This window comes from Streptomyces pimonensis (assembly GCF_041380215.1).
GTDB lineage: Bacteria > Actinomycetota > Actinomycetes > Streptomycetales > Streptomycetaceae > Streptomyces > Streptomyces pimonensis.
Map to the genome: position 1 here is coordinate 1 of NZ_JAHWZY010000045.1, position 24,951 is coordinate 24,951.

The 24,951-nt window shown below is 70.3% G+C and carries 22 protein-coding genes and 1 pseudogene; 2 read left to right on the plus strand and 21 right to left on the minus strand.

Annotated features, from left to right (window positions below; translation table 11 throughout):
• A pseudogene (locus KYY02_RS29560) lies at positions 1–189 on the plus strand (hypothetical protein); the annotation flags it as partial.
• Positions 190–256: 67 nt separating this feature from the next.
• Here KYY02_RS29560 and KYY02_RS29565 read toward each other — a convergent pair.
• From KYY02_RS29565 to KYY02_RS29595, 7 genes are all read right to left on the minus strand, one after another.
• Positions 257–2,059, minus strand: coding sequence for an ABC transporter ATP-binding protein (locus KYY02_RS29565; RefSeq protein WP_371243364.1), 1,803 nt, complete (start codon positions 2,057–2,059; stop codon positions 257–259).
• A gap of 53 nt (positions 2,060–2,112) precedes the next feature.
• Positions 2,113–3,846 carry an ABC transporter ATP-binding protein gene (locus KYY02_RS29570; protein ID WP_371243293.1) on the minus strand — a complete coding sequence of 578 codons (1,734 nt, stop codon included), beginning with the start codon at positions 3,844–3,846 and terminating at the stop codon, positions 2,113–2,115.
• A 22-nt stretch (positions 3,847–3,868) separates the two neighbouring features.
• Positions 3,869–4,891 carry an NAD-dependent epimerase/dehydratase family protein gene (locus KYY02_RS29575; RefSeq protein ID WP_371243295.1) on the minus strand — a complete coding sequence of 341 codons (1,023 nt, stop codon included), beginning with the start codon at positions 4,889–4,891 and terminating at the stop codon, positions 3,869–3,871.
• 120 nt (positions 4,892–5,011) lie between these two features.
• Positions 5,012–6,280: a nucleotide disphospho-sugar-binding domain-containing protein gene (locus tag KYY02_RS29580; RefSeq protein ID WP_371243297.1), complete on the minus strand. Its 1,269-nt coding sequence runs from the start codon at positions 6,278–6,280 to the stop codon at positions 5,012–5,014.
• An 87-nt stretch (positions 6,281–6,367) separates the two neighbouring features.
• Positions 6,368–7,396, minus strand: coding sequence for an NAD-dependent epimerase/dehydratase family protein (locus KYY02_RS29585; RefSeq protein WP_371243299.1), 1,029 nt, complete (start codon positions 7,394–7,396; stop codon positions 6,368–6,370).
• A gap of 59 nt (positions 7,397–7,455) precedes the next feature.
• Complete coding sequence (locus KYY02_RS29590; RefSeq protein WP_371243301.1) at positions 7,456–8,670, minus strand: nucleotide disphospho-sugar-binding domain-containing protein; 1,215 nt, start codon at positions 8,668–8,670, stop codon at positions 7,456–7,458.
• On the minus strand, positions 8,667–9,524 hold the full coding sequence (locus KYY02_RS29595; RefSeq protein WP_371243303.1) for an NAD(P)H-binding protein: 858 nt from the start codon (positions 9,522–9,524) through the stop codon (positions 8,667–8,669). Before KYY02_RS29595 ends, KYY02_RS29590 begins: the two co-directional genes overlap by 4 nt.
• Before the next feature lie 139 nt (positions 9,525–9,663).
• On the opposite strand from KYY02_RS29595, the gene KYY02_RS29600 reads away from it, so the two are divergent.
• The gene (locus KYY02_RS29600; RefSeq protein ID WP_371243305.1) at positions 9,664–10,401 is read left to right on the plus strand and encodes a TetR/AcrR family transcriptional regulator; all 738 of its coding nucleotides are present in this window, start codon (positions 9,664–9,666) and stop codon (positions 10,399–10,401) included.
• A 9-nt stretch (positions 10,402–10,410) separates the two neighbouring features.
• Here KYY02_RS29600 and KYY02_RS29605 read toward each other — a convergent pair whose 3' ends face one another.
• From KYY02_RS29605 to KYY02_RS29670, 14 genes are all read right to left on the minus strand, one after another.
• Entirely contained in the window at positions 10,411–11,316 is a 906-nt protein-coding gene (locus tag KYY02_RS29605; RefSeq protein ID WP_371243307.1) for an NAD-dependent epimerase/dehydratase family protein, read from the minus strand.
• A 40-nt stretch (positions 11,317–11,356) separates the two neighbouring features.
• Positions 11,357–12,022, minus strand: coding sequence for a dTDP-4-dehydrorhamnose 3,5-epimerase family protein (locus tag KYY02_RS29610; protein ID WP_371243309.1), 666 nt, complete (start codon positions 12,020–12,022; stop codon positions 11,357–11,359).
• Between the two features lie 7 nt (positions 12,023–12,029).
• A complete protein-coding gene (locus KYY02_RS29615; protein WP_371243311.1) occupies positions 12,030–13,100 on the minus strand; it encodes an NAD-dependent epimerase/dehydratase family protein in 1,071 nt (356 codons plus the stop codon).
• The gene (locus tag KYY02_RS29620; RefSeq protein WP_371243313.1) at positions 13,091–13,690 is read right to left on the minus strand and encodes a dTDP-4-dehydrorhamnose 3,5-epimerase family protein; all 600 of its coding nucleotides are present in this window, start codon (positions 13,688–13,690) and stop codon (positions 13,091–13,093) included. Before KYY02_RS29620 ends, KYY02_RS29615 begins: the two co-directional genes overlap by 10 nt.
• A gap of 10 nt (positions 13,691–13,700) precedes the next feature.
• On the minus strand, positions 13,701–14,990 hold the full coding sequence (locus KYY02_RS29625) for a nucleotide disphospho-sugar-binding domain-containing protein (protein ID WP_371243315.1): 1,290 nt from the start codon (positions 14,988–14,990) through the stop codon (positions 13,701–13,703).
• The gene (locus KYY02_RS29630; RefSeq protein ID WP_371243317.1) at positions 14,987–16,207 is read right to left on the minus strand and encodes a nucleotide disphospho-sugar-binding domain-containing protein; all 1,221 of its coding nucleotides are present in this window, start codon (positions 16,205–16,207) and stop codon (positions 14,987–14,989) included. Before KYY02_RS29630 ends, KYY02_RS29625 begins: the two co-directional genes overlap by 4 nt.
• Positions 16,204–16,818: a dTDP-4-dehydrorhamnose 3,5-epimerase family protein gene (locus KYY02_RS29635; protein WP_371243366.1), complete on the minus strand. Its 615-nt coding sequence runs from the start codon at positions 16,816–16,818 to the stop codon at positions 16,204–16,206. Before KYY02_RS29635 ends, KYY02_RS29630 begins: the two co-directional genes overlap by 4 nt.
• A complete protein-coding gene (locus tag KYY02_RS29640; RefSeq protein ID WP_371243319.1) occupies positions 16,818–18,038 on the minus strand; it encodes a nucleotide disphospho-sugar-binding domain-containing protein in 1,221 nt (406 codons plus the stop codon). Before KYY02_RS29640 ends, KYY02_RS29635 begins: the two co-directional genes overlap by 1 nt.
• A complete protein-coding gene (locus KYY02_RS29645) occupies positions 18,023–19,357 on the minus strand; it encodes a nucleotide disphospho-sugar-binding domain-containing protein (RefSeq protein ID WP_371243370.1) in 1,335 nt (444 codons plus the stop codon). The genes KYY02_RS29640 and KYY02_RS29645 overlap by 16 nt, the downstream gene beginning before the upstream one ends.
• A 94-nt stretch (positions 19,358–19,451) precedes the next feature.
• Positions 19,452–20,066: a hypothetical protein gene (locus KYY02_RS29650; protein ID WP_371243321.1), complete on the minus strand. Its 615-nt coding sequence runs from the start codon at positions 20,064–20,066 to the stop codon at positions 19,452–19,454.
• Between the two features lie 259 nt (positions 20,067–20,325).
• Positions 20,326–21,096 carry a methyltransferase domain-containing protein gene (locus tag KYY02_RS29655; protein WP_371243323.1) on the minus strand — a complete coding sequence of 257 codons (771 nt, stop codon included), beginning with the start codon at positions 21,094–21,096 and terminating at the stop codon, positions 20,326–20,328.
• Complete coding sequence (locus tag KYY02_RS29660) at positions 21,093–22,214, minus strand: DegT/DnrJ/EryC1/StrS family aminotransferase (RefSeq protein WP_371243325.1); 1,122 nt, start codon at positions 22,212–22,214, stop codon at positions 21,093–21,095. The genes KYY02_RS29655 and KYY02_RS29660 overlap by 4 nt, the downstream gene beginning before the upstream one ends.
• Before the next feature lie 54 nt (positions 22,215–22,268).
• Positions 22,269–23,726, minus strand: coding sequence for a dTDP-4-amino-4,6-dideoxy-D-glucose ammonia-lyase (desII, locus tag KYY02_RS29665; RefSeq protein ID WP_371243327.1), 1,458 nt, complete (start codon positions 23,724–23,726; stop codon positions 22,269–22,271).
• On the minus strand, positions 23,723–24,928 hold the full coding sequence (locus KYY02_RS29670) for a dTDP-4-dehydro-6-deoxyglucose aminotransferase (protein ID WP_371243329.1): 1,206 nt from the start codon (positions 24,926–24,928) through the stop codon (positions 23,723–23,725). Before KYY02_RS29670 ends, desII begins: the two co-directional genes overlap by 4 nt.
• Positions 24,929–24,951: the final 23 nt, after the last annotated feature.

Below are 24,951 nucleotides of genomic sequence, written 5' to 3' on the forward strand. Positions count from 1 at the left end.
GCTCACCGTACAGACCCCCTCCTCGGCGAAATCGCGTTCGGCGCCTACCGCGTCGGCGTCAAGAACTGGACCGCCGGACGCGGCAAGGACGCCGGAAGCCGCGGCAAAGGCGGACGCGTGACACTGGCCGCCCGTGTGAGCGAGGCGTTCGACGCCGTCCCTGATGCGATCGGGCTGACCGTTGGCTGACGGCTGCCCCCCTTTGCCGCGGACCGGCGGAACCGCTGTCAGAAGCGGCGCGAGCCGGGGTTGGGACTCACTGTCGTACCGAGGAGAACTGGGCCGCGTACAAGCGCGCATACGCGCCCCCAGTGGCCAGCAGCTCCTTGTGGGTGCCTTGTTCAACGATGCGTCCCTTGTCCATGACCACGATGGCGTCCGCGTCCCGGATGGTGGAGAGCCGGTGCGCGATGACAAAGCTGGTGCGTCCCCGGCGAAGCGACGCCATGCCTCTCTGCACGAGCATCTCCGTACGGGTGTCCACCGAGCTGGTCGCCTCGTCCAGCACGAGAACGGCGGGTTCGGTGAGGAACGCCCGGGCAATAGTGATGAGTTGCCTCTCCCCCGCGCTGACGTTCGCCCCCTCGCCGTCCAGTGCCGTGTCGTAGCCGTGCGGCAGGGTCCGTATGAAGTGGTCGGCATGGGTGGCCCGCGCCGCCTCGACAATGCGCTCCCTGGGGACCTGGCCCATGCCGTACCCGATGTTCTCGGCGATCGTCCCGCCGAACAGCCAACTCTCCTGAAGCACCATCCCGATGTCCGCGCGCAGCGTGCTCCGCGGCATCGCGGCGATGTCGCGGCCGTCGACGGTGATCCGCCCGCCGGTCGGTTCGTAGAAACGCATGAGCAGGTTGATCAGCGTCGTCTTCCCCGCACCGGTGGGACCCACGATGGCCACCGTCTGTCCGGGCTCGACCGTCAGACACAGGTCCTCGATCAGCGGGGTGTCGGGCTCGTAGCTGAACGACACATGCTCGAACTCCACCTTGCCCGCGACGCCCCCCACGGCCGGGTGCCCCGAGTCGACCGGATCCGGCCGCTCCTCCTCCTCGTCCAGGAGCTGGAAGACTCGCTCGGCCGAGGCCACCGCCGACTGCAGGAGGTTGGCGAGGGACGCCACCTGGGTGATGGGCTGGTTGAACTGCTGCGTGTACTGGATGAACGCCTGTACCCCGCCGATCGTCATGCCGCCCGCGGCCACCCGCAGACCACCGATGACCGCGACCAGCACATAGCCCAGGTGCCCCACGAAGGTCATGGCGGGACGGATGAGGCCGGAAACGACCTGGGCCCTGAAGCCAGCGGTGAACAACTCGTCGTTGTGCTCGACGAAGGTCCGCATCGCCTCCGGTTGCCTGCCGAACGCCTTCACGACCGCGTGACCGGTGAACATCTCCTCGATGTGGCCGTTGAGCCTGCCGGTCGCGGCCCACTGCCGCACGAACTGGGGCTGTGACCGCTTGGCGATCAGTCGGGTGATGTACGCCGAAAAGGGCACCGACAGCAGGGCGACGAGCGCCAGCAACGGCGAGATCCACAGCATCATGACCAGAACACCGAGCACGGACAGCACCGACGTGATGATCTCGGTGAGCGCCTGCTGCACGGTCTGCGTGACGTTGTCGATGTCGTTGGTGACGCGGGACAGCACCTCGCCGCGCGACTGCCGGTCGAAGTAGCGCAGGGGAAGACCGAACAGTTTCGTGGTGGCCTGTTCGCGCAGACGACGGGCCAACCGCTCCGCGATGGACGCGGTCAGCCGCTCCTGGGCGAGCGTGAACACCGATGCCCCGGCCGTGGCGGCCAGTGCCTCCGCCAGGACCCGGCCGACCGCGGAGAAGTCGACACCGTCTCCGCGCATTCCGACCAGGATGATGTCCGTGGCGTCGCCGAGCAGACGGGGGACCAGGACGGACAGGGCCACGGAGGCGAGTCCCCATGCCACCGTCGCTCCGACGAGCCAGCGGTCCGGCCGCATGCCCCGCAGCAGCCGAAGGCCCGAACCGGTGAAGTCGATGGCCTTCTCGCCGTCCGCCTCGCTCCCGTTCCGGGCGGACACGTCAGGTACGCGGTCTTTGCGGCGCCGGGTCAGACGGTCCCGCACACGTCTGATCACGCTGCCTCCTGGCGGTCGGGCTGGGAGAGCACGATCTCCCGGTACGTCCGGCTGGTGTCCATGAGTTCGTCGTGGGTTCCCGTGCCCACCACGCGCCCCTCGTCCAGTACCACGATGCGGTCAGCGTGCCGGATGGTGCTGACGCGCTGGGCGACGAGCAGAACGGTGGCCTCCGCAGTGTGCTCGGCCAGGGCGGACCTGAGCGCGGCGTCGGTGGCGTAGTCCAGCGCCGAGAAGGAATCGTCGAACAGGTAGATGCTCGGACGGGCGACCAGCGCCCGGGCGATGGCGAGCCGCTGCCGCTGCCCTCCGGAGACATTCGCGCCGCCCTGGCTGATCGGCGCGTGGAGTCCACCGGGCAGGGCCTCGACGAAGTCGCGTGCCTGCGCGATGTCGAGGGCTCGCCACAGCTCTGACTCGTCCGCTCCAGGATCGCCGTACCTGAGGTTCGTGGCCACCGTCCCGGAGAACAGCAGGGGGTTCTGGGGCACCAGGGCCACGGTCGACGACAGCGTGACCGGGTCCAGCTCCCGCACGTCGACGCCTCCCACCAGCACGCTGCCCTCGACCGCGTCGAAGAGCCGCGGGATCAGGTGGAGGAGCGTGGTCTTGCCGCTTCCCGTCGATCCGATGACAGCCGTGATCTCTCCCGGCCCGGTGGCGAGGCGGACACCGCGCAGAACGGGTTCCTCCGCACCGGCGTAACGGAAGTCGACGTCCTGGATCTCCACGGTCCCCGGCGTCGGAAGGCGGAGCACCGGTGCCGTCGGCGGGACGACGCTCGACGGGGTGTCGAGGACCTCCTGGATGCGTCGGGCGCTGGTCTCGGCTCGCGGGACCACCATGAGCATGTACGTGGCCATGATCGCGGCCTGCAGAATCAGCAGCAGGTACTGCAGGAACGCGATGAGCGAACCGATTTCCATGGAACCGTCGTCGATACGGTGGCCTCCGAGCCAGAGGACGGCCACGTTGGCGCCGTTGAGGATGAGCATAAGGCTCGGCAGCATGAGTGCGTTGATCCGGGCAGCGGCGAGGGACACCCTCATCAGTTCGCGGTTGGCGCCGTCGAAGCGGTCCTGTTCGTACCGCTCGCGGACGAAGGCGCGGACCACGCGCATGCCGGTGATCTGTTCGCGCACCACCCGGTTGACCTGGTCGATGCACTCCTGGGTCCGCCGCGCCAAGGGCGCCATGCGCACCAGGATCACCGCGACGACCAGCACGAGGACGGGAATCACGACCGCCAGCAGCCAGGACAGGCTCGGGTCGAGCGAGAGGGCCATGAGGACACCGACCGCCGCCATGATGGGGGCCGGAACCACCAGGGACAGCGTCATCAGCACCAGCGTTTGCACCTGCTGTACGTCGTTGGTGGTGCGGGTGATCAGTGAAGGGGCGCCGAAGCGGCCGACCTCGCGCACCGAGAAACCCTGCACACGTTCGAAGACCGCCGTCCGCATGTCCCGGCCGAGCGCCGCCGCGACACGGGCGGCGTAGTACACGGCGGCCACGGCACTGAGGACCTGCACCAGGATGACGCCGAGCATGACGGCTCCGGTGGCCAGGATGTGGGCCACGTCGCCCGGGACGACCCCCTCGTCGATGAGACCCGCGTTCAATGTGGGGAGATAAAGGGTCGCCAGGGTCTGAACTGTCTGGAAGAGCACCAGCATGCCCAGCCACACGGGGTGCGGGCGCAGATAGGTGCGCAGAAGTCGGATGATCAAGCGTGCTCCTGGTGAGGGTCGGCTACTGCGGGCCGACGGCCCGAGCGTCGGCCGGGGACAATGAGGTGACGGTCCGTTCCAGCGCCTCCTGCAAGGGGACGAGGGGCCTCCAGCCGGTGACCGAACGGAACGCGGTGGAATCGACCTCGACACTGTGGAAGTCGACGGCCTCGGCTTCCACGGGCGGTTCGACGGAGACCACGGGTACGGCGGGTCGGCCCGTGTGGCGTGCGACGGTCCGCGCGATGGCGGTGAACACCTCTCCCAGTCCTTCGCCGCGGCCGGTTCCGATCAGCCAGTGCCGTCCGGCGAGCGCGTCGACGTGGTCCAGGGCGGCGGCGAAGGCCCCCGCAGCGTCGTCGACGTACACCAGATCGCGCCGCACCGTGCCGTCGTGCCACATCGACAACGGCTCCCCCGCGAGAGCGCGCCGCACCATGGTGACGACCACGCCCTTGTCCATCACCGTCGACTCCGGGCCCTGTCCGAAAACCGTCGGCAACCGGAGCGTCACGCCGCGCACCACCCCCTCCGCCGTGGCGCGTTTCAACGCCCGCTCCGCAGCGAGTTTCTGACGGCCGTAGACCCCTTGCGGAGCGTCCCGTTCCGACCCGTCGATACGAGTGCGATCGGGCAGGCCGACCTCCAGCGTGGTACCCGCGAACACCACCGCGGGTGGCGGCCCCTGCCCTGTACGGGTACGGAGCACATCGATGAGGTCCTCCATCAGGCCCACGTTGACGCGCTCGGCCAACGTGTCGCCGTCGCTGATGCGCCAGGTCGCCTCACCGCCGATGCAGGCGACCAGGTGCAGCACGGCATCAGCGTTTTCCACCGCGGCCGCGAGGGCACCGGGGTCCGTGAGGTCGACGGACAGCACTTCCGTCTCGGCCCTCGCGTCGTCGGGTATCGGGGTGGGCCGCCGTGCCACGGCCCGCAGCCGGATCGGTCGGCGGGCCAACTCCCGGATCACGGCGGATCCGACGAAACCCGAAGCGCCGAGCACGGCGACCAGGGGTCGGCGCGAGGACGCGCGCTGTGTCATGTGATCACTTCCATAGAGCGTCTCGGACAGGGGCACATGGCTGGGGAGTGAAGGCCGGCGTCACGGGCACGCGGCGACGCGCGCGGAACTCGGCTGTCGGGTGTGCTCCGACGCGTCGGCTCAGCTCGGTACGCGCACACGGGCCTGCGCGAGCTCGGCCAAGGAAGCGGCCAGTGCGGCGGGATGCGGGCGATGCGCCATCTCCGCGGCCAGCCGTTGGGCCGTGTCCCGGAAGCCACGGTCGGTGAGCAGCCGAGCAGCGGCCGAGCGGATCGCCGACGGCTCCGCGGCGGCGTTGTGCACGGACTGCGCCACACCCGCCCGGGCGAGCCGGGGCCCGATCACCTCCTGGTCATGGCCGGGAGGCAGCATCAGCTGCGGTACGGCGGCGGCGAGTGCTGTCATGGTGCACCCGCCACCGCCGTGGTGAACGACCAGATCACACTCGGGCAGGAGCAGGTGGAGTGGTACGTAATCCCGCAGCACGTGCATCCCTTCGGGGAGCGGACCGGTGCGCTCCCGGTCCTGCGCGGTGAGGGCGAACACCACCTCGACGTCGAGCCCGGCGAGCGCTTCGACGACACGCGGGACGGGAAAGGAGCCCGGACCGAAGATGGCGCTGACCGACGTCCCCCAGACCACGCAGACCCGGGGCTTCCCGGGCGGTCCCATCAACTCGTCGGGCAGGTGGCCCGGCCCGTTGTAGGGCACATAACGCACTTCGATGCGCCGCCCCGTGACCGGCGGGGCCACCGCGGCGGGGCAGGGGTCCACGACGTGTTCGTACACCTCGGGCCCCATCGTCCCCACACCGTGGCGGCCGAACGCGTCGCTGAGGTCGACGGGCACGAACGTGGCCTTGTTCTCCTCGTCCTGAGGCACGCCGGGTACCGGGTCGTGTGGGCTCACCGGTCCCCAGAGATGCAGGAGTGCCGGGACCTCGGCGACCCGTCCGAGGAGCGGCCCTTCCACGCTCATCGGATCGTGCACCACGAGGTGGGATCGCCACCTGTGGGCGTAGGCGACGGCGGCGTCCGTGCTCCGGGTCGCGTTGTCGACGAGCCTTTCCATGTTGTCCTGGAACCAGGCGGAGGAGTCGAACTCGTCCGCGGCCGCGAGGGGCAGCCCGGTGACCGGGTGGGGCGGCAAGTCCTGGAAGGGCCACCGTCCGGCCCGCGCCTGCCTGCAGTTGTGGACCCTCGCGGTCACCTCCAGTTCCGCACCGACCAGGATCGGCACGGGTACGAGTCCCGCTCTGGCGACGGCCTCGGCCTGACTCGGGGCGCACAGCACCCTGACCTCGTGTCCGGACGACTGGAATCCCCAGCCGAGCGGCACCAGGGAGAACCAGTTGGTGGTCCAGTCCGACACAGTGAACAGCACGCGCATGGCGCCGATCTCCTCTCCTGGATGGCGGCCGCCGATCGTGAAGACGCAGTCCTCCGGGTCGGCTTCGTTGGTGTGGGTGCGCCGGCGTCACAGCGCGCTCAACAGGTCCGTCAGTGACTCCTCCAGGCTCCGGCGGGGCTGCCAGCCCAGCAGGAGCCGGGCGCGCGAAATGTCCAGCTGCTGCCACTCGACGCCGACGCCGTCCATCTGTGGGCGCTCCACGACAGGAACGGACAGACCGCTCAGTGCGATGAGCCGGTCCACCATCCAGCGGACGGAGACCGCCTCGCCCCTGCCGATGTTGACCACGTGGCCGCCGACCACCGACGTCGGGACGCGAGCCGCGGCCAGTACGGCCTCGGCGACGTCCCGTACGTCGACGAAGTCCCGGTGAGCACGCAGCGGGGCGAGCCGCAGCGCGGGAGAGCGCGTTCCTGTGCCGGGGCCCGCACCGCGCCCAGCGTTCCGATGGAGGTCGGCCAGGTGGTCGGCCACCGTGCGCAGAAGGCTCCCGGGGGGCGATCCGGGGCCGGAGACATTGGCGATCCGCAGCACCACCGCGTCCAGGCCCGAGGTGCGAGCCGCCCGCAGCACCGCCTGCGCACCCCGGAGCTTGGACTGTCCGTACGCCGTGATGGGGGCGGCGGGCTGGTCTTCGGTAATCGTGGCCCCGAAGTCCACTGGTCCGTACTCGTGCACGGTGCCCAGTTGGATCAGTCGGGGCGGGCGCGGCAGTTCGGACACCGCGGCGATCAGCCGGTCCACCAGGTCAGCGTTGTCCCGTGTCATCTGCCGCTCGCCCGCCTGCCAGGCTCTTCCGGCCGCGTTGACGACCACGTCCGCCTCCGCCTGTGCCAGCACCCCCGCCAGTCGGCTCGGTTCCGCGTCCACGAGGTCCAGCCGCACCGCACCCCCGACGTCGGACGAGCCGCCCGCAGCCCTCCGGGAGACGCTGAGTGCCCGGGCGCCGACCGCGCCGAAGGCGTCGTGGATGTGCCGACCGAGGAACCCGGTGCCGCCGAGCACCACCACGGAACGGCCGCGGAGACTTGCGGGACTGGCCAGGCCCGGCGGCTGCGCCGCACCCCGCGGGTTGTGTTGCCTCGCGCTTGCCACGGCCTCCTCCTCCGATGTCTCGCGACGGGTTCTGGCGGCAGGGCGGGACATCGGCGTCCTCAGCCGGGCGCCCGTAGACCGGTGCCCCGTGCCAGGCGCTCCAGAACGGCGACGACCTCCGCTGGCGTGGGCATGTCCGCCATCTCCTGACGCAGTTCTCCGGCGGTCTTGGCGTAACCGGGATCGGTCAGCAGCTGCTCCACCGCCTCACGCAGGCGCGCCGGGTCGTCCTGCGCCTGGGCGGTGTCCAGCGTGATTCCCGCCCCTGTGGCGGCGAGTCGGTCACTGTTGGCGAAGGTGTCGCCGAGCTGCGGCAGCGCGAGTTGGGGCACCCCGGAGACGAGCGCGCTGAGCACGGTGCCCGCTCCCCCGTGATGGACCACCAGATCGCTGCCCGGCACCAGGAGGTGCAACGGGGTGGGGTCGACCACGCGCACGTTGGCGGGGACGGCTCCGACCTCGTCGCGGTGCCGCACCGGGACGGTGGCGATCACTTCGGTGTCGGGCAGGCCGTCGAAGGCGCCGAGGACGCGCCCCAGCAAGGACGTCCCGTTGAGCAGGAGCGTGTAGGTCCCCAGGGAGACGACGACCCGGCGCCCTCGGGGTGTTCTCTCGGTTGACCCGTCCCTGAGTTCGGCGAGCCAGGAGGGGAACACTCCGTTGCCGTTGTAAGGGACGTAGCGGATCGGCGTGCCCGGTTCGGCGTCCGGGTGCTGGAGTGTGGGTGGGCACGGGTCGAGGACCAGGTCCGGATCGGGGAGTCCGGGCACCCCGGCGTCCGTGCACCATCGCCGCAGATGGGGAGCCATCGCCCGGCGTGCCGGACCGGATATCGGGTCGGCGCACCAGCGGTGGTGAACCACCGGGACGCCCAGGGCGCCGCCCACGATGAGGGAGCCGTAGTCCATGGGATCGGCCACGATGAGGTCTGGCCGGTACTCCCGGGCGAAGGCAAGTTGTTCCGGCAGCATGTAGCGGGTGTGGACCATCCAGGTGTAGCCCAGTTGACCGAGGGCCTCGGGCGGGGTGCGCGGTATCGCCTCGACGGGACGTTTGTCTCCGACGAGGGCCAGCATCATGTCGTCGCCGTGAAACCAGGGTCCGATGCTGACGCCGTTGAGCCCGGCGGACCGTACCGCGTCCATCACATCGGGCTGTGCGGCGACCAGTACCTCGTGACCGGCGGCGCGTAACGCCCACGCCAGGGGTACGAGCGGGGTGAAGTGGGTGGGGGCGGGCGTGCTCGTCACCAGGACGCGCAGGAGGCCGCTCATCGGAAGTCCTGCGCGTGATCGGCCGCCCACTCACGGAAGGTACGCGCGGGCCTGCCCGTGATGTCCTTGACCGTCGTGGTGGTGGGCTGCTCAACGGTGGACATCTGGATGTACGCCTCGATGAGCCCCTCGATGTCGGCGGGCTGCCACCCCTCGGCCAGCATGTTCCTCCGCAACTCGTCCGCGGTGATCTCCTCGAAGCGGACCGGACGACCGATCGCCTCGGAGACGAGACGCACCTGCTCGACCTGGGTGACCGCCTCCGGCCCGGTCAGGACGTACTTGCGGCCGTTGTGCCCCTCACCGGTCAGGGCGCGGACCGCCACGGCGGCGATGTCGGCCTCGTGGATCATCACCCTGGCGGCGTTCCCGAACGCCTCGCGTACGACGCCCTCGCGGATCTGGTCGGCCCAGTCGAACACGGTGGCCGCGAAGCTGCCGCACCGCAGAAACGTCCATTCGAGACCGGACTTCTCAATCAGCCGCTCGATTCCGGCGTGGAAGCGGTTGATCGGGTCGATCTGTTCGTCCTGGTCGTCCAGGATGCCCGCGGAGGAGAGGTACACGACCCGGCGGGCGTGGGCGGCGATCGCGTCGACGACCGCGGGGGCGTCATCAAGGGTGAGATACGGCCAGAGCAGGAACACCGAGTCCACGCCGGACAGAGCACGGTCGAGGGTGCTCACCACCGTCAGATCCCCCTGCGCGACCTCTACGGTCTCCGGGAGGGCGGCGGACTCCGGTTCGCGTACGAAGGCCCGGGTCCGGTGCCCCTCGTCCACCAAGTGCCTGACGACCCGTCGCCCGACGTTGCCGGTCGCCCCGATGACCAGAGTCAGGTCCTGCGTTGCCATGTGAAGGTTCCCTCCGCGAGTATGCGTACCTCGTACGCTTGCGTACATCGTACTCACACGTACGCTGTACGCACCAGCGGGTTTTCCCGAGGAGAATCGCGGAGTGCGCCGCACTCGCGGAGTGCAGGAAGGAACCTCCGTGGCCGACACCGACGGGTTGTCCGATGTGATCTGGATGCGGCCGCAGCCCGCCCGACGCACCGTTCAGCCACCTCTGTCCCGTGACCAGATCACCGCCGCGGCCCTCGCCGTCGCCGACGCGGAGGGGGTCGGGGCCGTGACCATGCGCCGCATCGCCCAGCACCTGGGATGCGGCACCATGTCGCTCTACCGGCACGTGCGGAACAAGGACGAGTTGCTGGAGCTGATGGTCGACGCCGCCGTGGGCGAGGAGGAGCCCCGCACCGGGTCGCCCGGCGGCTGGCAGGAGGACCTTCGTGCCCTGGCCCGGGCCAAGCGCGCCGTCATGCTGCGCCATCCCTGGCTCGCGCCCCTGATGGCCGGGCGCCCCGTTCTCGGTCCGCATGTCGTCGAGTCGATCGAACGGTCCTTGTCCGCGGTTGACGGACTGGGCCTGTCGGTCGACGAAATGGTGCGTTGCTTCAACACGCTCAACGCGTTCGTCAACGGGTTCGTGCAGACCGAGCTGGAGGAGCGCAAGTGGCGTCGGCCCGTCTCCGGTGACGACTCGGACGCGGCACGGGACACCTGGCAGCACCGGACGGGCCCCTATCTGGAGCACCTCGTCGACAGCGGAAGGTACCCGCTGTTCAGCCGCATGGTGAACGAGGCCGAGTCCTACCCGGACCCTGACGAGGCGTTCGAGTGGCAGCTTCAGCGCGTACTGGACGGCCTGGCGACCGCGCTGCCGGAGTGACGGCCTCCCCTACCCTTCCCACATGTCGCGCAGGGATCGGGCGAGGCCGATCCGCGGGCTCCAGCCGAGCAGTGCGGCGGCCTTGCGGACGTCGGCCTGTATCCAGTCCGCCCCCAGGCTCGACACCGGGCCGCCGCGCTCGACGACAGCGGAGGCGGCCAGCCCGGCCGCCCTCAGCCCGAGCGCCACCAGTTCCCTGGTGTGCACGGCGACCCCGCTGCCGACGTTGAACGTGTGGCCCGAGACCGGGTGGCGGGCCGCCGACAGCGTCGCCGCCGCGGCGTCCCGTACGTCCAGCCAGTCGCGCATGGAGTCGGCGACCCTCAGCTCCGGCCGGCCTCCGGCGGCCGCCTCGCGGAGCAGGGCCAGCAGCTTGCCGGGGAAGCTCGCTGGCGACGGGTGCGGACCGCACACGTTGACCAGCCGCAGCACCACGGCATCCACTTCGCCGGAGCGAGCCGCCGCCAGAACCGTCCGCGAGCCCTCCAGCTTCGTCCGGGCATAGGCGTTCACCGGCCGGGGCACGGCGCTTTCGGTCACCGAGGTGTGGTCCCGGATCGGGCCGTACTCATGGATCGTGCCAATGTGGACCAGTCGCGGCCGCCGGGGAACGGACGCCGCGGCTTCCACCAGGCGTGCCACCATCCGCACGTTGGCCACACGCAGTTCGGCCTCGGACCGGTCCCAGCCGTCCGTCGCGTTGGCCGCGTCCGTCGCGTTGACCACGACGTCCGCGCGGGCGTCGGCGAGAACCCCGTGAACCGTGCGAACCGACGCGCCGGCCAGGTCGAGGGACAGGAAGTCGTGCCCCACCGGATGCTCGGGGTTCTTCCTCGCCACCGCCAGGACCCGGTAGCCATGGCGGGCGAACGCCTCGCACACGTGACGCCCCACCCAGCCGGTGCCCCCCAGCACCACGCAACACTCCGAGCCGGGGCCCACACCGCCGCCGTCCTCAGTCCGTGATCGATGTGGCACCGTTCCTCCAGGACGGCTGGGCACGGGAGACACCGTGCGCGGACCAGAACCGCTCCTCCGCGGCCAGACACTCGGCATACCCGGGAAGCGCCCCCGAAGCCTGGGCCTCGGCGAGGGTGGGAGCCGCCCGGTCCCGTTCGGACAGCGCCAGGTCGATGCCGTCCGGCAGGGGCAGGGCGAGGTCGGGGTCGAACATCGACAGGGACCGCTCCCGCTCGGGGACGTAACCGCCGCGGATCAGGTACGAGATCACCGTGTCGTCCTCCAAGGCCACGAAGACGTGCCCCATCCCGGTGGGGAAGTAGAGGGCACACGGCTGCTCCTGGTCCAGGAGCACGACCTCGTGGCGGCCGAACGTGGGTGAACCGACCCTGACGTCGACGACGATGTCGAGCGCTCTTCCGCGCGGACAGCACACGTACTTGGGTCTGCCCGGCGGCACCTCGGTGAAGTGCAGGCCACGCGCGACACCACGACGGGACCTGCTGTAGCTCGCCTGGGCCACGGAGAAGATCCGTCGCCCCAGGGCAGCGCGGAACGCTTCCTCCTGAAGCGTGGACAGGGAGGAACCGTACCCGTCGTCCTCCGAGGGCTGCGGGGTGAAGACGAAGGCCCCCCGCACGGCCAGCTCACGTGAACGCAACGGACGTCTACGCTCCCCTCGTTCCCGGCACCGGACCGCCACGCGCGGGCCCGTCGGGCACCCGGCACTGTTCCGCGAGCGTCTGCACGGTCCGCTCCAGCCCTTCTTGGAGCGGGACCCTGGGCCACCATCCGGTGACGCCGCGGAATCTTGAGCAGTCGATCTCATAGCTGTGGAAATCGGTGACCTCCGCCTGGTCGGGCGGGCTGACGGACACCACCGGCACCGGCGGGCGCCCCGTCCGGTCGGACACCGCCGCGGCGATCCGCGTGAAGACCTCGCCCAAGTGCTCGCCGCGGCCGCTGCCGAGGAGCCAGTGGCCGCCCGACAGCTCCTCCGCGTGGTCGAGCGCCGCCGCGAAGGCCCGGGCGACGTCCTCGACATGGATCAGATCTCGCAGGACCGTCCCGTCGTGCCACAGGGTCAGCGGCAGGTCCGCCAGGGCCCGGCGAATCATCGTCGAGACCACACCCCGGTCCGGCGCGGCGGAGTGCGGCTCGTGACCGAACACCGTGGGCATGCGCAGCGAGACGGCGCGCAGCACGCCCTCGCGCGTGGCGTGTTTCAACAGCCGTTCCGCCGCCAGCTTCTGCCGGTCGTATGCCCCCTGCGGCAGGTCCGGCTCCGTGCCGTCGAGCCGTGGCCGCGAGGCCAGCCCCACCTGGGAGATCGTCCCGGCGAAGAGGACCACCGGACGGGCACCAGGTCGGCGCGTGTCCCTGAGCGCCTCCACCAGATCTCGGACCAGGCCCAGATTCACCCGTTCCGCGACGGTGTCGTGCTCGTCGAGCCGCCAACGGGTCACGCCGACCATGTGGGCCACCAAGTGCACCACGGCGTCCGAGCCCGCCACGGCCTCGGCGAGGGCGCCCTCCTCCAGGAGATCCGCCGTACGCGCCTCCAGTTCCGCGACGGGCTTCGAGGGCAGCGCGAAATCACGGCGGGAGACGACCCGTAGCCGGATCGGACGGCGAGCGAGTTCGCGCGTCAAGGCGCAGCCGATCAGACCGGAGGCGCCCAATACGGTGACCAGCGGCCGACGGGAGCCGACACCCCTGCCGCCGCCTGTCACCGCCATGCCGCCTCGGCCGCGCGGCACGCGGCGTACTCGGGCAGTGCCCGGCACCGCTCGGCCTCGGCCAAGGTCATCGCCTTGGTGTCCCGTTCCGAGAGGAGCAGGTCCATGTCCTTGGGGAGAGGGAGAGCGAGCGCCGTGTCCATCGGTGACAGGGCGAACTCGTTCTCGGGGTCGTGGCCGGTGGACAGCAGATAGAAGATCACCGTGTCGTCCTCCAGGGCCACGAACGCGTGTCCCACTCCTACTGGGTAGTAGACGGCACGGCAGTCGTCACCGCCGAGTACCACCGAATCGGTACGACCGTACGTCGGTGATCCGACCCTCGTATCCACGATGATGTCGACCGCCCTGCCACCGACGCAGTACACGTACTGCGCCTGCCCGGGCGGGACCGCGGTGACGTGGACACCGCGAACCACGCCTCGCCGGGACACGCTGTGGCTGGCCTGTGCCACGGGAAACAGCGGATGTCCCACCGCCTCGGCGAACCCCTTCTCCTCGTACGGCGATGCGAACAGACCTCGCTCGTCGGGGAACGTCCGCGAGGTGAATTCGAAGGCGCCCGCCACATTCAGTTCTCGTGCCCGCACGGCACCCTCCTCAACGGTGTGCGACGGTCCGGCCGCCGAACTCGGCGGTGAGCCTTTCCAGGACCGGGACCAGTTCGATCGGGCTCGGGGACGCCATCGTGTCCCGGTGCAGCTCGGCGGCGCCCGCCCGGAATGAGGGCTCCGCCAGGATGGTCGTGAGCTGCTTGGTGACGACGTCCACGGAGAAGTCGGCGCGGGCCGTGTAGAGACCGGCGCCCAGGTCGGCGACGTACCGCGACAGGGCGAGGTGGTCGCCCATGGGGGTGGGCAGGATGAGCTGCGGCACCTCGTAGGGGACGGCCGCGGCGTAGGTGCCCGTGCCACCGTGGTGGATGAGGGCGGAGCAGTCCCGCATCACCAGGTCAAGGGGCACGTAGTCCACCGTGCGGACGTTGTCCGGCACCTGGAAGCCGGGGCCGAACTGGTCCGCGGTGACGGTGGCTATGACCTCGACGTCCAGATCGGCGACCGCGGTGAGCAGCTGGGTGATGAGCGCCTCGTCGTCATGGAAGTACTTGCGCATGCTCATGCCCATGGTGAGACAGACCCGCGGCCGCTGCGACGGCTGCCGCAGCCAGTCGGGGAAGACTCCGGGGCCGTTGTAGGGCACCCGGCGCAGCGGCACGTACCGGAGGTCGCCGGGCAGGCGCATGCGGGGCGGCATCAGATCGATGCTCCACTGCCCGAACAGCAGCTCACGGTCGTAGCGCAGGCCCAGCCGCCGCATGACGGGTGCCATCGCGCCGATCGGCAGGGCGTCGCCCAAATCCCCCGGGGCGTTCAGCACATCGGCGTACCGGTCGCCGTGGCGGGCGAAGAGGTCCAAGCCCCACAGGACGCGTGCGTGGGCCGCTCCGCAGGCCCGTGCGGCCACCGAGGCACCGAAGACCATCGGGTCCCACAGCACCAGGTCCGGCCGCCAGGCCGCCGCGAAGTCGACCAGGTCGGCCAGCGCCGGGCGTGCGGACGACGCGCCGGGGTGGCCCAGGGCGATCATGGAGATCAGGTGGTACCGGACGGACTTCGCGATGTCCGCGTCCCCGAGGCTCTCCGTGTCGACGCCCAACCGGCTGGCGAGCCGGACCAGGTGGTCGGGGCCGGCGACCGAGGGCAGGAGAGATCCGAGGTCGGCGGACTCTCCGACCGGCACGGCTTTCAGACCCACCGCGGTGATCTCGGTGGCCAGGTCGGGGGACGTGGCCACGCACACGTCGTGGCCCGCGCTTTGCAGCGCGTAGGCGAGCGGCACCACGGGATACAGGTGCGCGGTGGCGGGAAAGACGCTGAACAGAACCCTCATCGGCCCTCTCCGTTCCGCTGCCCGGCCAGCCCGGGGCGGCTCGCCGGGTGCGCCCGGTCCGCGACCAGCGCCTCCAGCCGGCCGACCAACTCGGCCGCGAGCGGCAGAGCGGCCATGTCCGCCGCGGCCTCTTGGGCCTTCCGCCGGTAGCGGGGGTCGTTCAGCAGGTCGCCACACGCCTCGGTCACGGACTCCTCGCTCGCCTCGCCGACGGGAACGGTCACTCCGGCGCCGAAGTCGGAGATCAGCCGGGACTGGGCCTCCGAGATGTACATCTTGGCGATGTTCAGCTGAGGCACCCCCGCGTTGAGCGCGACCATGCTGGTGTTCGTGCCTCCGTGGCTCACGATCACGTCGCAGGTCGGCGCCACGACGTCCAGCGGTATCCAGCCGGCCCGCACCTCGGGCATCTCCGCGCGCAGGTCGGCGACGACCTCCTCGGGGGCGGCGACGAGGATCTCGGCGTCGAGTTTCGTCGCGGTGGTCACCAGGGTGCGCAGGAAGTCCGAGCCGCGGCCCAGCGCCGCGAAGGTCTTCTCGTCGGTCACCCGAGTACCCGTGGTGACACAGATGCGGGGGCGCTTGCCCCGGACGTACATCCACGGTTCGAGGTGGCGCTGGAGGTTGGCCGGGGTCCAGCGCATGGGGGTGCCCGGCTCGGCGGGACCGGTCCGGCCGGCCAGCAGTACGGGCGGGCAGATGTCCAGCGTCATGTCCGGGAGCGGCAGACGGTCCAGGCCGAGTTCCCTCAGTTCCGGCGCCAGCTCTTCACCGCCGCCCACGTCATACGCGCTCCAGTCCGCCAGCCCCCACGGGTGACGGACATAGGGGGTGCCCAGACGAACGGCGAGCAGCTGTCCCGCGTAGGTCAGCCTGCCTCCCACGATCACGTCGGGGGACCACTGCCCGACCAGGTCGGTCAGGGCCGTCATGCACCCGCGGGCCATGCGCCCGTACCAGCGGCCCACGAGCCGCATCTGCTGGACCGGGTCGTCGAGCATGCGCTCAGGATCCTCCGACCCGTCCTTGGAGAGGATCTCCAGTTCGCTCATGGTGGCGACGTCAACCGGGGAGAGGCCAACGCCCTCGACGACCGGGACGTTCTCCTTGATCGTCGCCACGAACACCGTGTGACCCGCGTTGCGCAGGGCGGTCGCCAGCGGCGCGAAGGCGAAGACGGTGGCAGGGCTGCCACCGGTGAGGAAGAGGTACTTCATGGAGCCTCCACAGCTTGGGCTTTGCGCGGTCGGGCGGGGACGACGTCGTGCCACGCGGCCAGGAGTCCGGCCTCCATCGCCTCGGCGAGCGTGGGGGCCGAGGCGTCCTTGGGCGACATCAGCGGCGGCTCGGAGAAGTCCCAGGGCAGCGCGAGGTCGGGGTCGAGAGGATCGATGTCGATCTGGGTGCCGGGCACGTACACGCTGGACACCACGTAGCAGATACAGGTGTCGTCCAGCAGGGTCAGGAAACCGTGACCGACGCCTTCGGGAACGTAGACGGACCGGCCCGCGTCGGCGTCCAGTTCGTTGACGACGTAGTGCCGGAAGGTGGGCGACCCCACCCGGAGGTCGACGAGTATGTCCCGGACGGCGCCGCGCACGCACGTCACGTACTTGGCCTGCCCCGGGGGCACCGCGACGCTGTGAATGCCCCGGAGGGTGTTCCGGCGAGACACCGAGTAGTTGATCTGACGCGGTTCGAACGCGTGGCCAAGGGCGCTCTGGAGCGCGTCGCCGCGCATTGCCTCGTAGAACTCCCCGCGCTCGTCGCGGATCTTCTCCGAGGTGATCAGGAACGCGCCCGGGACGGCGGTCTCCACGACACGCATCATCCGGTGGCCTCCCGCCGCGTCCGGCCGCCCTCGCGCACCAGGCGCTCCAGGTCCGTGACCACCTGCGAGGTCACGGGCATGTGTTCGGCCTGTCTGCGCAGTTCCCGTGCCGACGCGCGGAAATCCGGCTCGGACAGCACTCGTTCGAGGGCGGTACGGACTTGGGCGAGGTCGTCCTGGGCCTGAGCGGTGTCCAGGGTGATCCCTGCTCCCACCGCGGCCAGCCTGTCTCCGTTGGCGAACTGGTCCGCCAGCTGGGGAAGCGCCAGTTGGGGAAGGCCGAAGACGCTGGCAGTGGTCACCGTGCCGGTTCCGCCGTGGTGAACCACCGCGGCGCAGCCGTCGAGGAAGAAGTGCAGGGGCGTGGGCTCGATCAACCGTACATTGGCCGGTACCCGGCCGATCTGCTCCCAGTGGCCCGCTGCCACTGTCGCCACGGCCTCGACGTCGGAGAGGCCCGCGAACGCCCACAGGACGCGTCGTATGAGCGGCACTCCGTTGAGTTCCGGGGTGCGCGCCCCCATGGACACCACGACACGGCGGCGCGGCGCCGGCGGGCGGCGGTCCCCCCAGTCGCACCACTCCGCCCTGAGCCAGTCCGGCAGGGACCCGTTGCCGTTGTAGGGGAAGTGCCGTACCGGGGCGGCCGGTTCCACGTCGGGGAGTTGCAGGGAGGGTGGCGCGGGGTCCAACAGCAGCGTGGGATCGGGCACTTCGTCCACCCCCACGTGTGCGCACACGTCCTTCAGCTCGCTTCGTGCGGCCCGCCGCATGGGCCCGGACAGGGGATCCACTCCCCACCGGTGATGGACCACCGGCACACCCAGCGCCCCGCCGACGATCAGCGACTTGAACTCCAAGGGGTCGGCGACGAGGAGGTCCGGGCGGAACGTACGCGCGAAACGCAGGTACTCAGGCACCAGTCGGGCCGTGTGCTCCACCCACGTCTCCGGATAGCCGGCCATGTCCTCCGTGCTGGGGCGTCCGTAGGTGTGGATGGGGCGTTCCCCGTCCTGGAGCCAGTCCAGCATCCGGTCCTCGGTGCCGAAGCGTTCACCGATGACGACCTGGTTGAGTCCGGTGGAGCGCACCGCTTCCTCGACGTCCGGCTGGGTGATGACCAGCACCTCGTGCCCCGCCGCACGCAGTGCGCAGGCCAGCGGAACCAGCGGGATGAAGTGCGTGGAGAGGGGGGTGGTGGTCACGAGGACGCGCATGCTTCCCCCTTCTCAGCCGCGGGCCCGCGTGCTAGCCCGGCTCCGGCGGGGCCGCGGTTGCGAGCGGTCAGCTCCTCCAGGACACGTACGGTCTCCGCGGGCCCTGGCGTGGCGAGCAGGTCCTGGTGGAGCGCGGCGGCGCCCTCGGTGAACGACGGTTCCCGCAGCAGGCGCAGCAGGTGGTCGCACATCGCGTCGACGGTGAAGCCGTCCGTGTCGAGTGCGAGCCCCGCGCCCCGCTCGTCGACGTACCGGGCGGTGGCCAGCGCGACGCCCCGGTCCCAGGCGCTCAGCGCACCGGTGATGAGCTGCGGCACCCGATGGGCGACCGCGGCGGCGAACGTGCCGAACCCCCCGTGGTGCACGATGGCCGAGCAGGTGGGCAGGACCTGGTTGAGCGGAACGTAGTCGACGACGCGCACGTTGGACGGCACCGTGGTGACATCGCCGAGTTGTTCCTCGTTGAGCGTCGCGACGACCTCGGCGTCCAGTCCCGCCATCATGTCGAGGACGTCCGGCAGGGGCACTCCGCTGTTGATGAACCGCTCGCGTCCCGTGACCCCGAGCGTCAGGCAGACCCGCGGTCGGTCAGGACGCCGGTGCGCCCACGAAGGCATGACCGCGGGCTGCTGGTGGGGAACCGCCCGAACGGAGAGCGAACGCGTGTCCAGGGGCAGTCGCATGCGCGGCGGCATGAGGTCCACCGTCCACTGCCCGAGGAACATCTCCTCGTCGGACTGCTGGCCGAACCTTCGGTGCATGGGAGCCGTAAGCCGGACCAGTGGATCGTCGACCGGGCCGGTGCCCTCGGCGCCAGCCGTCTCCGCGCAGCGTCGCCGGATCCAGCCGAAGTAGTCGAGGCCCCAGAGCAGGCGCGCGTGGGCGGCCCCGCAGGAGCGTGCCGCCACGGGGGCGGCCAGGAAGGCCGGGTCCCACAGCACGAGTTCCGGCTGCCACGCCCCGGCGAAGTCGACCAGGTCGTCCACCATGGCGCGCTGGTCCCCCGTGGGTGGGTGACCGGGGTAGTGGAAGGAGAGCACCGGCAGGATCCGGTGCCGGAAGAACTCCCACAGGTGGCCCTCCCGCGGACCAGGGTCGAGGAGGGCCGCGAGGCGGTCCAGCTCGTCCTCCGGGATGGGGGCGGCGGGCGTGGTGTCGGCACCGCCACCGAGCGAGACCGCCATCAGGCCGGCGGCGACGGTGGTATCGGCCAGACTCGGGTAACTGGCCACACAAACCTCGTGCCCCGCGTTCTGCAGAGCCCACGCCAAGGGCGCCACGGGGTACAGATGTGAGGTCGCGGGCCAGGTGGCGAACATGATTCTCACGGAAGGTCCCCTCCTTTCTTGCGGCAGCGGCAACGGGGCCCGCCTCCCGGCGGGAGAGCGGGCCCCGGGCCGTGCGCGGGCTGGGCTACTGAACGTCGACGATCTCGAACTGGCCGCGTGCCGCGAGGAGACGTCCCTCGCCGTCCCGGACCCATGTCACCACGACGTGCGGACCCCGCTGGAGCGGTACCTGGACCACGGAGGTCTGGCCGGAGGAAAGGGGCAGACAGCCGAGACCAGCCGATGTGTCGAACGGGGGTTCCGGCGACTCGCCCTCGTCGGTCGCCTCGAAGAACGCCCGCAGCTCCGCACGGCTGGTTCCCTCGTTCAGTGGGAAGAGCACCGCCTCGTTGTACTGGCCGGGCAACTCGTTGGTGAACCGGAAGGGCTGGCCAGCCCGCAGGGTGCCCGTGACCAGGAAGCGCGGCCCTGCCCCCGCCACTTCGGTGGAGGTGACGGTCGCGGTCGGCTTCAGGCTCGTGCCCGACGCCGGTCCGCGCACGGTCAGACGCTGCTGCCGGGGTTCAGCGCCCCCCTGGGTGTACAGGTAGTCGAACAACACGTACTCACCCTGCTGGAGCGTCTGGCTGAAGAGCCCCGGCTTGCCGGGGTGGATGACCACACCTCCCAGGAAGGTGGCGGAGCCGTCGGGGTTCTCCCTGGCCAGTCCCACCCAGCCCGAGCCCTCGTGGGTCGTCATGGAACGGAATGTCGTCGGCCCGGGTGACGCGGTGGCCGGTGCGTGCATGTCGGTCTCGGTGGAGATGATGTCCAGCACACGCGGATGCCGATGGCCGGCGGTGGCGGCCGACGCGGCGGAGTCGGGTACAGGGGCCGCCACTGCCGGAGGGACGGTGAGGACGGCACCGAGCAGTATGGATCCGGCTGTCACCGCCAGGGCGCGCGACGCCCCTCTTCTCGTGAACATGGTTTCTTCCCATCGTCGGGGCAGCGGCAGATCAGGCCGCGACCGTGCGGGTGCCGATGAACAGTCCCGGCCCGCCCGCGGGATCGGGCTCGTAGCACACCGACAGACCGGCGCCGGTGAACGCGGCCTCGTAGTCGGCGCGTGCGAAGAGCGTCATCCGGTGGGTGTCCGCGAAGTGCTCGATTCCCTTGCCCGGGGTCGCGACGAGGTAGTGCACGTCCATGCGGGTGGCATCCGCCTCGCGTACGGAGTGGGAGACCCGGGATATCGTCCGGCCGTCCACGGTGACGACGTCACCGGCCACGTGGTCGGGTGTGAAGTCCTCGGGGAACCACCAGGGTTCGACGACGACGGTCCCGGTGGGCAGGAGGTGGTCGGCCATGCAGCGCAGTGCGGAGTCGAGTTCCGCCCGCGTGCGGGCATAACTGATGGAGCTGAACATGCAGGTGACGGCCGAGAAGCGCGCGTCGATCCGGAAGTCCCGCATGTCGCCGTGGTGCAGGGTCGCCGTGCCCGGCAGCCGTTGCTTAGCCACCCGGAGCATGTCCTCGGACAGGTCCAGGCCCTCGACGTGGTCGAAGTGGTCCGCGAAGTGCACCAGGTGCGATGCCGGCCCGCATGCCACGTCGAGCAGCGAGGTGGCGTCCGGGACGGACGCACGTACCAGGGAGACGACTCGTGCGGCCTCCGCCGTGTAGTCCTTCCCCCGCCCGCGGTAGATGGCCTCGTACACGTCGGCGGTGTCGAAGAGGTTCCGGTCCGCGCCGCTGTTCATGCTGTGCCTTTCCAGTGTGGGGGTCATGAGGTGGCCAGCACCTCGTGCAGGGCGCTGATCACCTTGTCCTGGGTGTCCTTGGGCAGTGACGGATACATGGGCAGGGAGAAGATCTCCCGGGCCAGAGCCTCTGTGACGGGCAAGGAGCCTTCGCCGTATCCGAGGTGGGCGAAGCCGCTCATGGTGTGCACGGGCCACGGGTAGCTGATGTTCAGCTCGATGCCGTAGCGCTTGAGCTTCTCGAGGATCTCGTCGCGCCGCGGGTGGCGCACCACGTAGACGTAGTAGACGTGGTCGTTGCCCGGGGCGATGGTGGGGAGGGTCAGGCCGTCGGGCCCGGTGAGGTCCCGCAGCCCTTCGGCGTAGCGGTCCGCGACGGCTCTGCGGCACTCGAGGTACGAGGAGAAGCGGCGCAGCTTCCGGCGCAGGATCTCCGCCTGCACCTCGTCCAGTCGGCTGTTGTGGCCGGGCGTGCGGACGACGTAGTAGACGTCTTCCATGCCGTAGTAGCGCAGCCTGCGCAGTGCTTTGTCGACGTCGTCGTCGGACGTGATGACAGCTCCGCCGTCGCCGTAGGCTCCGAGCACCTTGGTCGGGTAGAAGGAGAACGCTCCCGCGTCGCCCATGGTCCCCGCCAGCCGCCCGTGATGGCGGGCCCCGTGTGCCTGGGCGCAGTCCTCCAGCAGCCGCAGACCGTGTGTGCGGGCGAGGCGGCGCAGCGGCTCCATCTCCACGCACTGGCCGTACAGGTGCACCGGCAGCAGCGCCTTGGTGCGCGGTGTGATCGCGGCGGCCACCTGGGAGGTGTCCATGAGGTAGGTGTCGGGGTGCACGTCGACGAAGACGGGCACGGCGCCCACCGAGTCGATGGCGACGACGGTGGGCGCCGCGGTGTTGGATACGGTGATCACCTCGTCGCCCCGGCCGACCCCGAGCGCCTCCAGCGCGAGCGACACCGCGTTGGTGCCGTTGTCGACGCCGGTGCAGTGCGCGACCCCGTGGTAAGAGGCGTACTCGTTCTCGAAGGACCGGACGCTCTCGCCGAGGATCAGCTGTCCCGACGCGAACACCGACTCGACGGCGTCCAACAGATCCTGCCGCTCACGTTCGTACTCGGGCAGGTAGTCCCATACGCGTGTGCTCATCGGCCGGCCTCCCGGTCCAGGACGCCGGAGCCGCCGCGCGAGCCCCGGGCGCCGTCAGCGAAGAAAGCCACGTTCGTCCCCCCAGCCTGCGGCGATGTCGGCCTCCATCTGGTTCAGCCGCGCCGCTATCACTTGATCGAATCCGTCCATGAAGTACTCGTCGCCAGCCACGGGGACGACCTGCTCGCCGCGGGTCACGAAGCCCTCCACCACCTGTCTCAGGGACGTGTCCGGCCCGACGCGCCCGGCAACGTAGCGCTCCGCCCCGGCCAGCCCGGGGAACCCGGCCTCGCGGTAGAGGTACACGTCTCCCAGCAGGTCGATCTGTGCCGCCACCTGGGGGTGCGCTCCCAGGCGCATGGTCTCCGGGCGGATGCGCGGCAACTCGGCGTCGAGCCCTGACTTCAGTGCGTGCAGCGCGTACCCGTAGTCCACTTCCAGGGCGGGGGTCACCTCGGCGGCCTTGGCCTCGAAGGCGGCCAGGGCGTCCCGCAGCTCGGCGCGCTCGGCGGGCGCGATCCGGCCGTCCGGCCGTCCGCTGTAGTCCTCCCTCAGGTTGAGGAAGTCCAGTGGTCGCCCCGGGGCGGCGGCGTCCAGTTCCGCGACGAAGTCCAGCAGGTCGAGCAGTCGATGGGCCCGGCCGGGCAGCACGATGTAGTTCAGTCCGAGCCGTACCGGCATCCGCTCGGCCGCGCGCCGCCGCTGGAAGTGGAGCAGGTTCGCGCGCACCCGTTGGAATGCCTGTTTCTTGCCGGTGGTCGTCTCGTACTCCGCGTCGTCGAGCCCGTACAGCGATGTCCGAATGGCGTGGAACTCCCACAACCCGGGCTGGCGTCGCAGGGTCGCGTCCGTCAGGGCGTAGGAGTTGGTGTACAGCGTCATCCGGAAGCCGCGGCGCGCGGCACGGGCGACCAGTTCCCCGAGCCCGGGGTTCGTCAGCGGTTCCAGCCCGCCGGAGACGTAGAGGGCGTAGGGATTCCCGGTCGGCATCTCGTCGATGACGGAGGCCAGCCGGGCGTTGCCCTCCTCGAGCGCCGACGCCTCGTAACGCGCGCCGGTCACCCGCACGCAGAAGTGGCACCGGAACATGCAGGTCGGTCCCGGGTAGAGGCCGAGGATGTGCGGGTAGCGGGGCTTGCCGTCGAGGACCGCGTCAAGAGCGCCGGCACGCTCCAGGGGCAGCAGTGTGTTCGCCCAGTACTTCCCCGACGGGCCGGTCACGACGGCTTCGCGGAGTGCGGGAAGCCGCCGGAAGAGGTCCAGCAGGCGGCCGAAGGCGGCGCTGTCCAGTCGCAGTTCACGCCGCACGTCCTCCAACGGAGTAAAGGGGTGCTGTCCGTAATGGCGGCAGAGGGAGACCAGGTGCGGTCCGACCCGCGACGCCTCGTCGGGTGAGCAGTGGCCGTCCGCCACGAGGACCTGCCGGACGGCGCCCTCAGCGAGCATCCGGTCCGAATGGGGTGCCGCGCAGCCGGTCAGTGCCGCGGCCATGCTCTCGCGCGTCAGGTTCATTCTCGCCCTCCCTTCATGCGGTTCCAGCGGGTTGTGACGTCGGCGCCGTACGAGACGGCCAGCCGAAGGACGTTGCACACCCGGCGGATGTCCTCGCGGGAGACGCTCGTGCCGGTGGGCAGGGCCAGGACCCGTGCGGCGAGCCGCTCCGTGTGCGGCAGTTCGACCGGGGCGCGCGAGCGGTACGGCTCCAACTGGTGACAAGGAGGCGAGAAGTAGGGCTTGGCCATGGCGTTCTCCGCACGGAGCACCTCGATCAGCAGGTCACGGCCGATGCCCGTCGCGCTCTCCTCCACGGCGACGATCACGTACTGGTAGTTGTGCCTCTCGTCGCGGTCGTGCGGTATGACGGAGAGTCCGGGCACATCCGCGAGTTCCTCGCTGTAGAGGTGGAAGTTGGCCCGGTTGTGCCGGACCGTGTCCTCGAACGCGTCCAGCGACGTCAGTGCCATGGCCGCGGACGCCTCGCTCATCTTCCCGTTCGTCCCGCCCGCCGGGCTGCTGTCCGAGAGGCCGATGCCGAAGTTGTGCAGTGCTCTGACTCGTTGCGCCAGCTCGTCGTCGTCGGTGACGACGGCTCCTCCCTCGAACGCGTTGACGACCTTGGTGGCGTGGAAGCTGAACACCTCAGCCGTGCCGAAGCCTCCGACGGCTCTGCCCCGCCAGGTACAGCCGGTGGCGTGGGCCGCGTCGAAGAAGAGCGGGAGCCCGTGGTCGGCGGCGACCTTCTCCAGGTCGTCGACCTGGCAGGGGCGCCCCCAGAGGTGGACACCGAGGATCGCCGCGCTGCGCGGCCCGATCGCCTTCGCCACCGCGGCGGGTTCCATGCTCCCCGTCAGCGGGTCGACGTCGACGAACACCGGATCGAGGCCGATCCAGCGTGCGGCGTGAGCGGTGGCGGCGAAGGACAGCGAGGGCATGATGACCTCGCCGGTGAGTTCCGCGGCCTGGAACAGCAGTTGCAGGGCCGTGGTGGCGTTGCAGGTCGCCACGCAGTTGCGGACACCGGCGATCTCGGCCACCCGGTCCTCGAGCTCCAGGGCGAGCGGACCGCCGTTCGTCAACCACTGGTTGTCCAGTACCCAGTTGAGCCGGTCGAAGAGCCGGGCCCGGTCGACGCGGCTCGGACAGCCCACGTGGACAGGGTGCAGAAACGCCGAGCGGCCCCCGAACAGCGCGAGGTCGCTCACGTCACGCTTCACGCTGCCGCCCAGTCGGTGAGCGT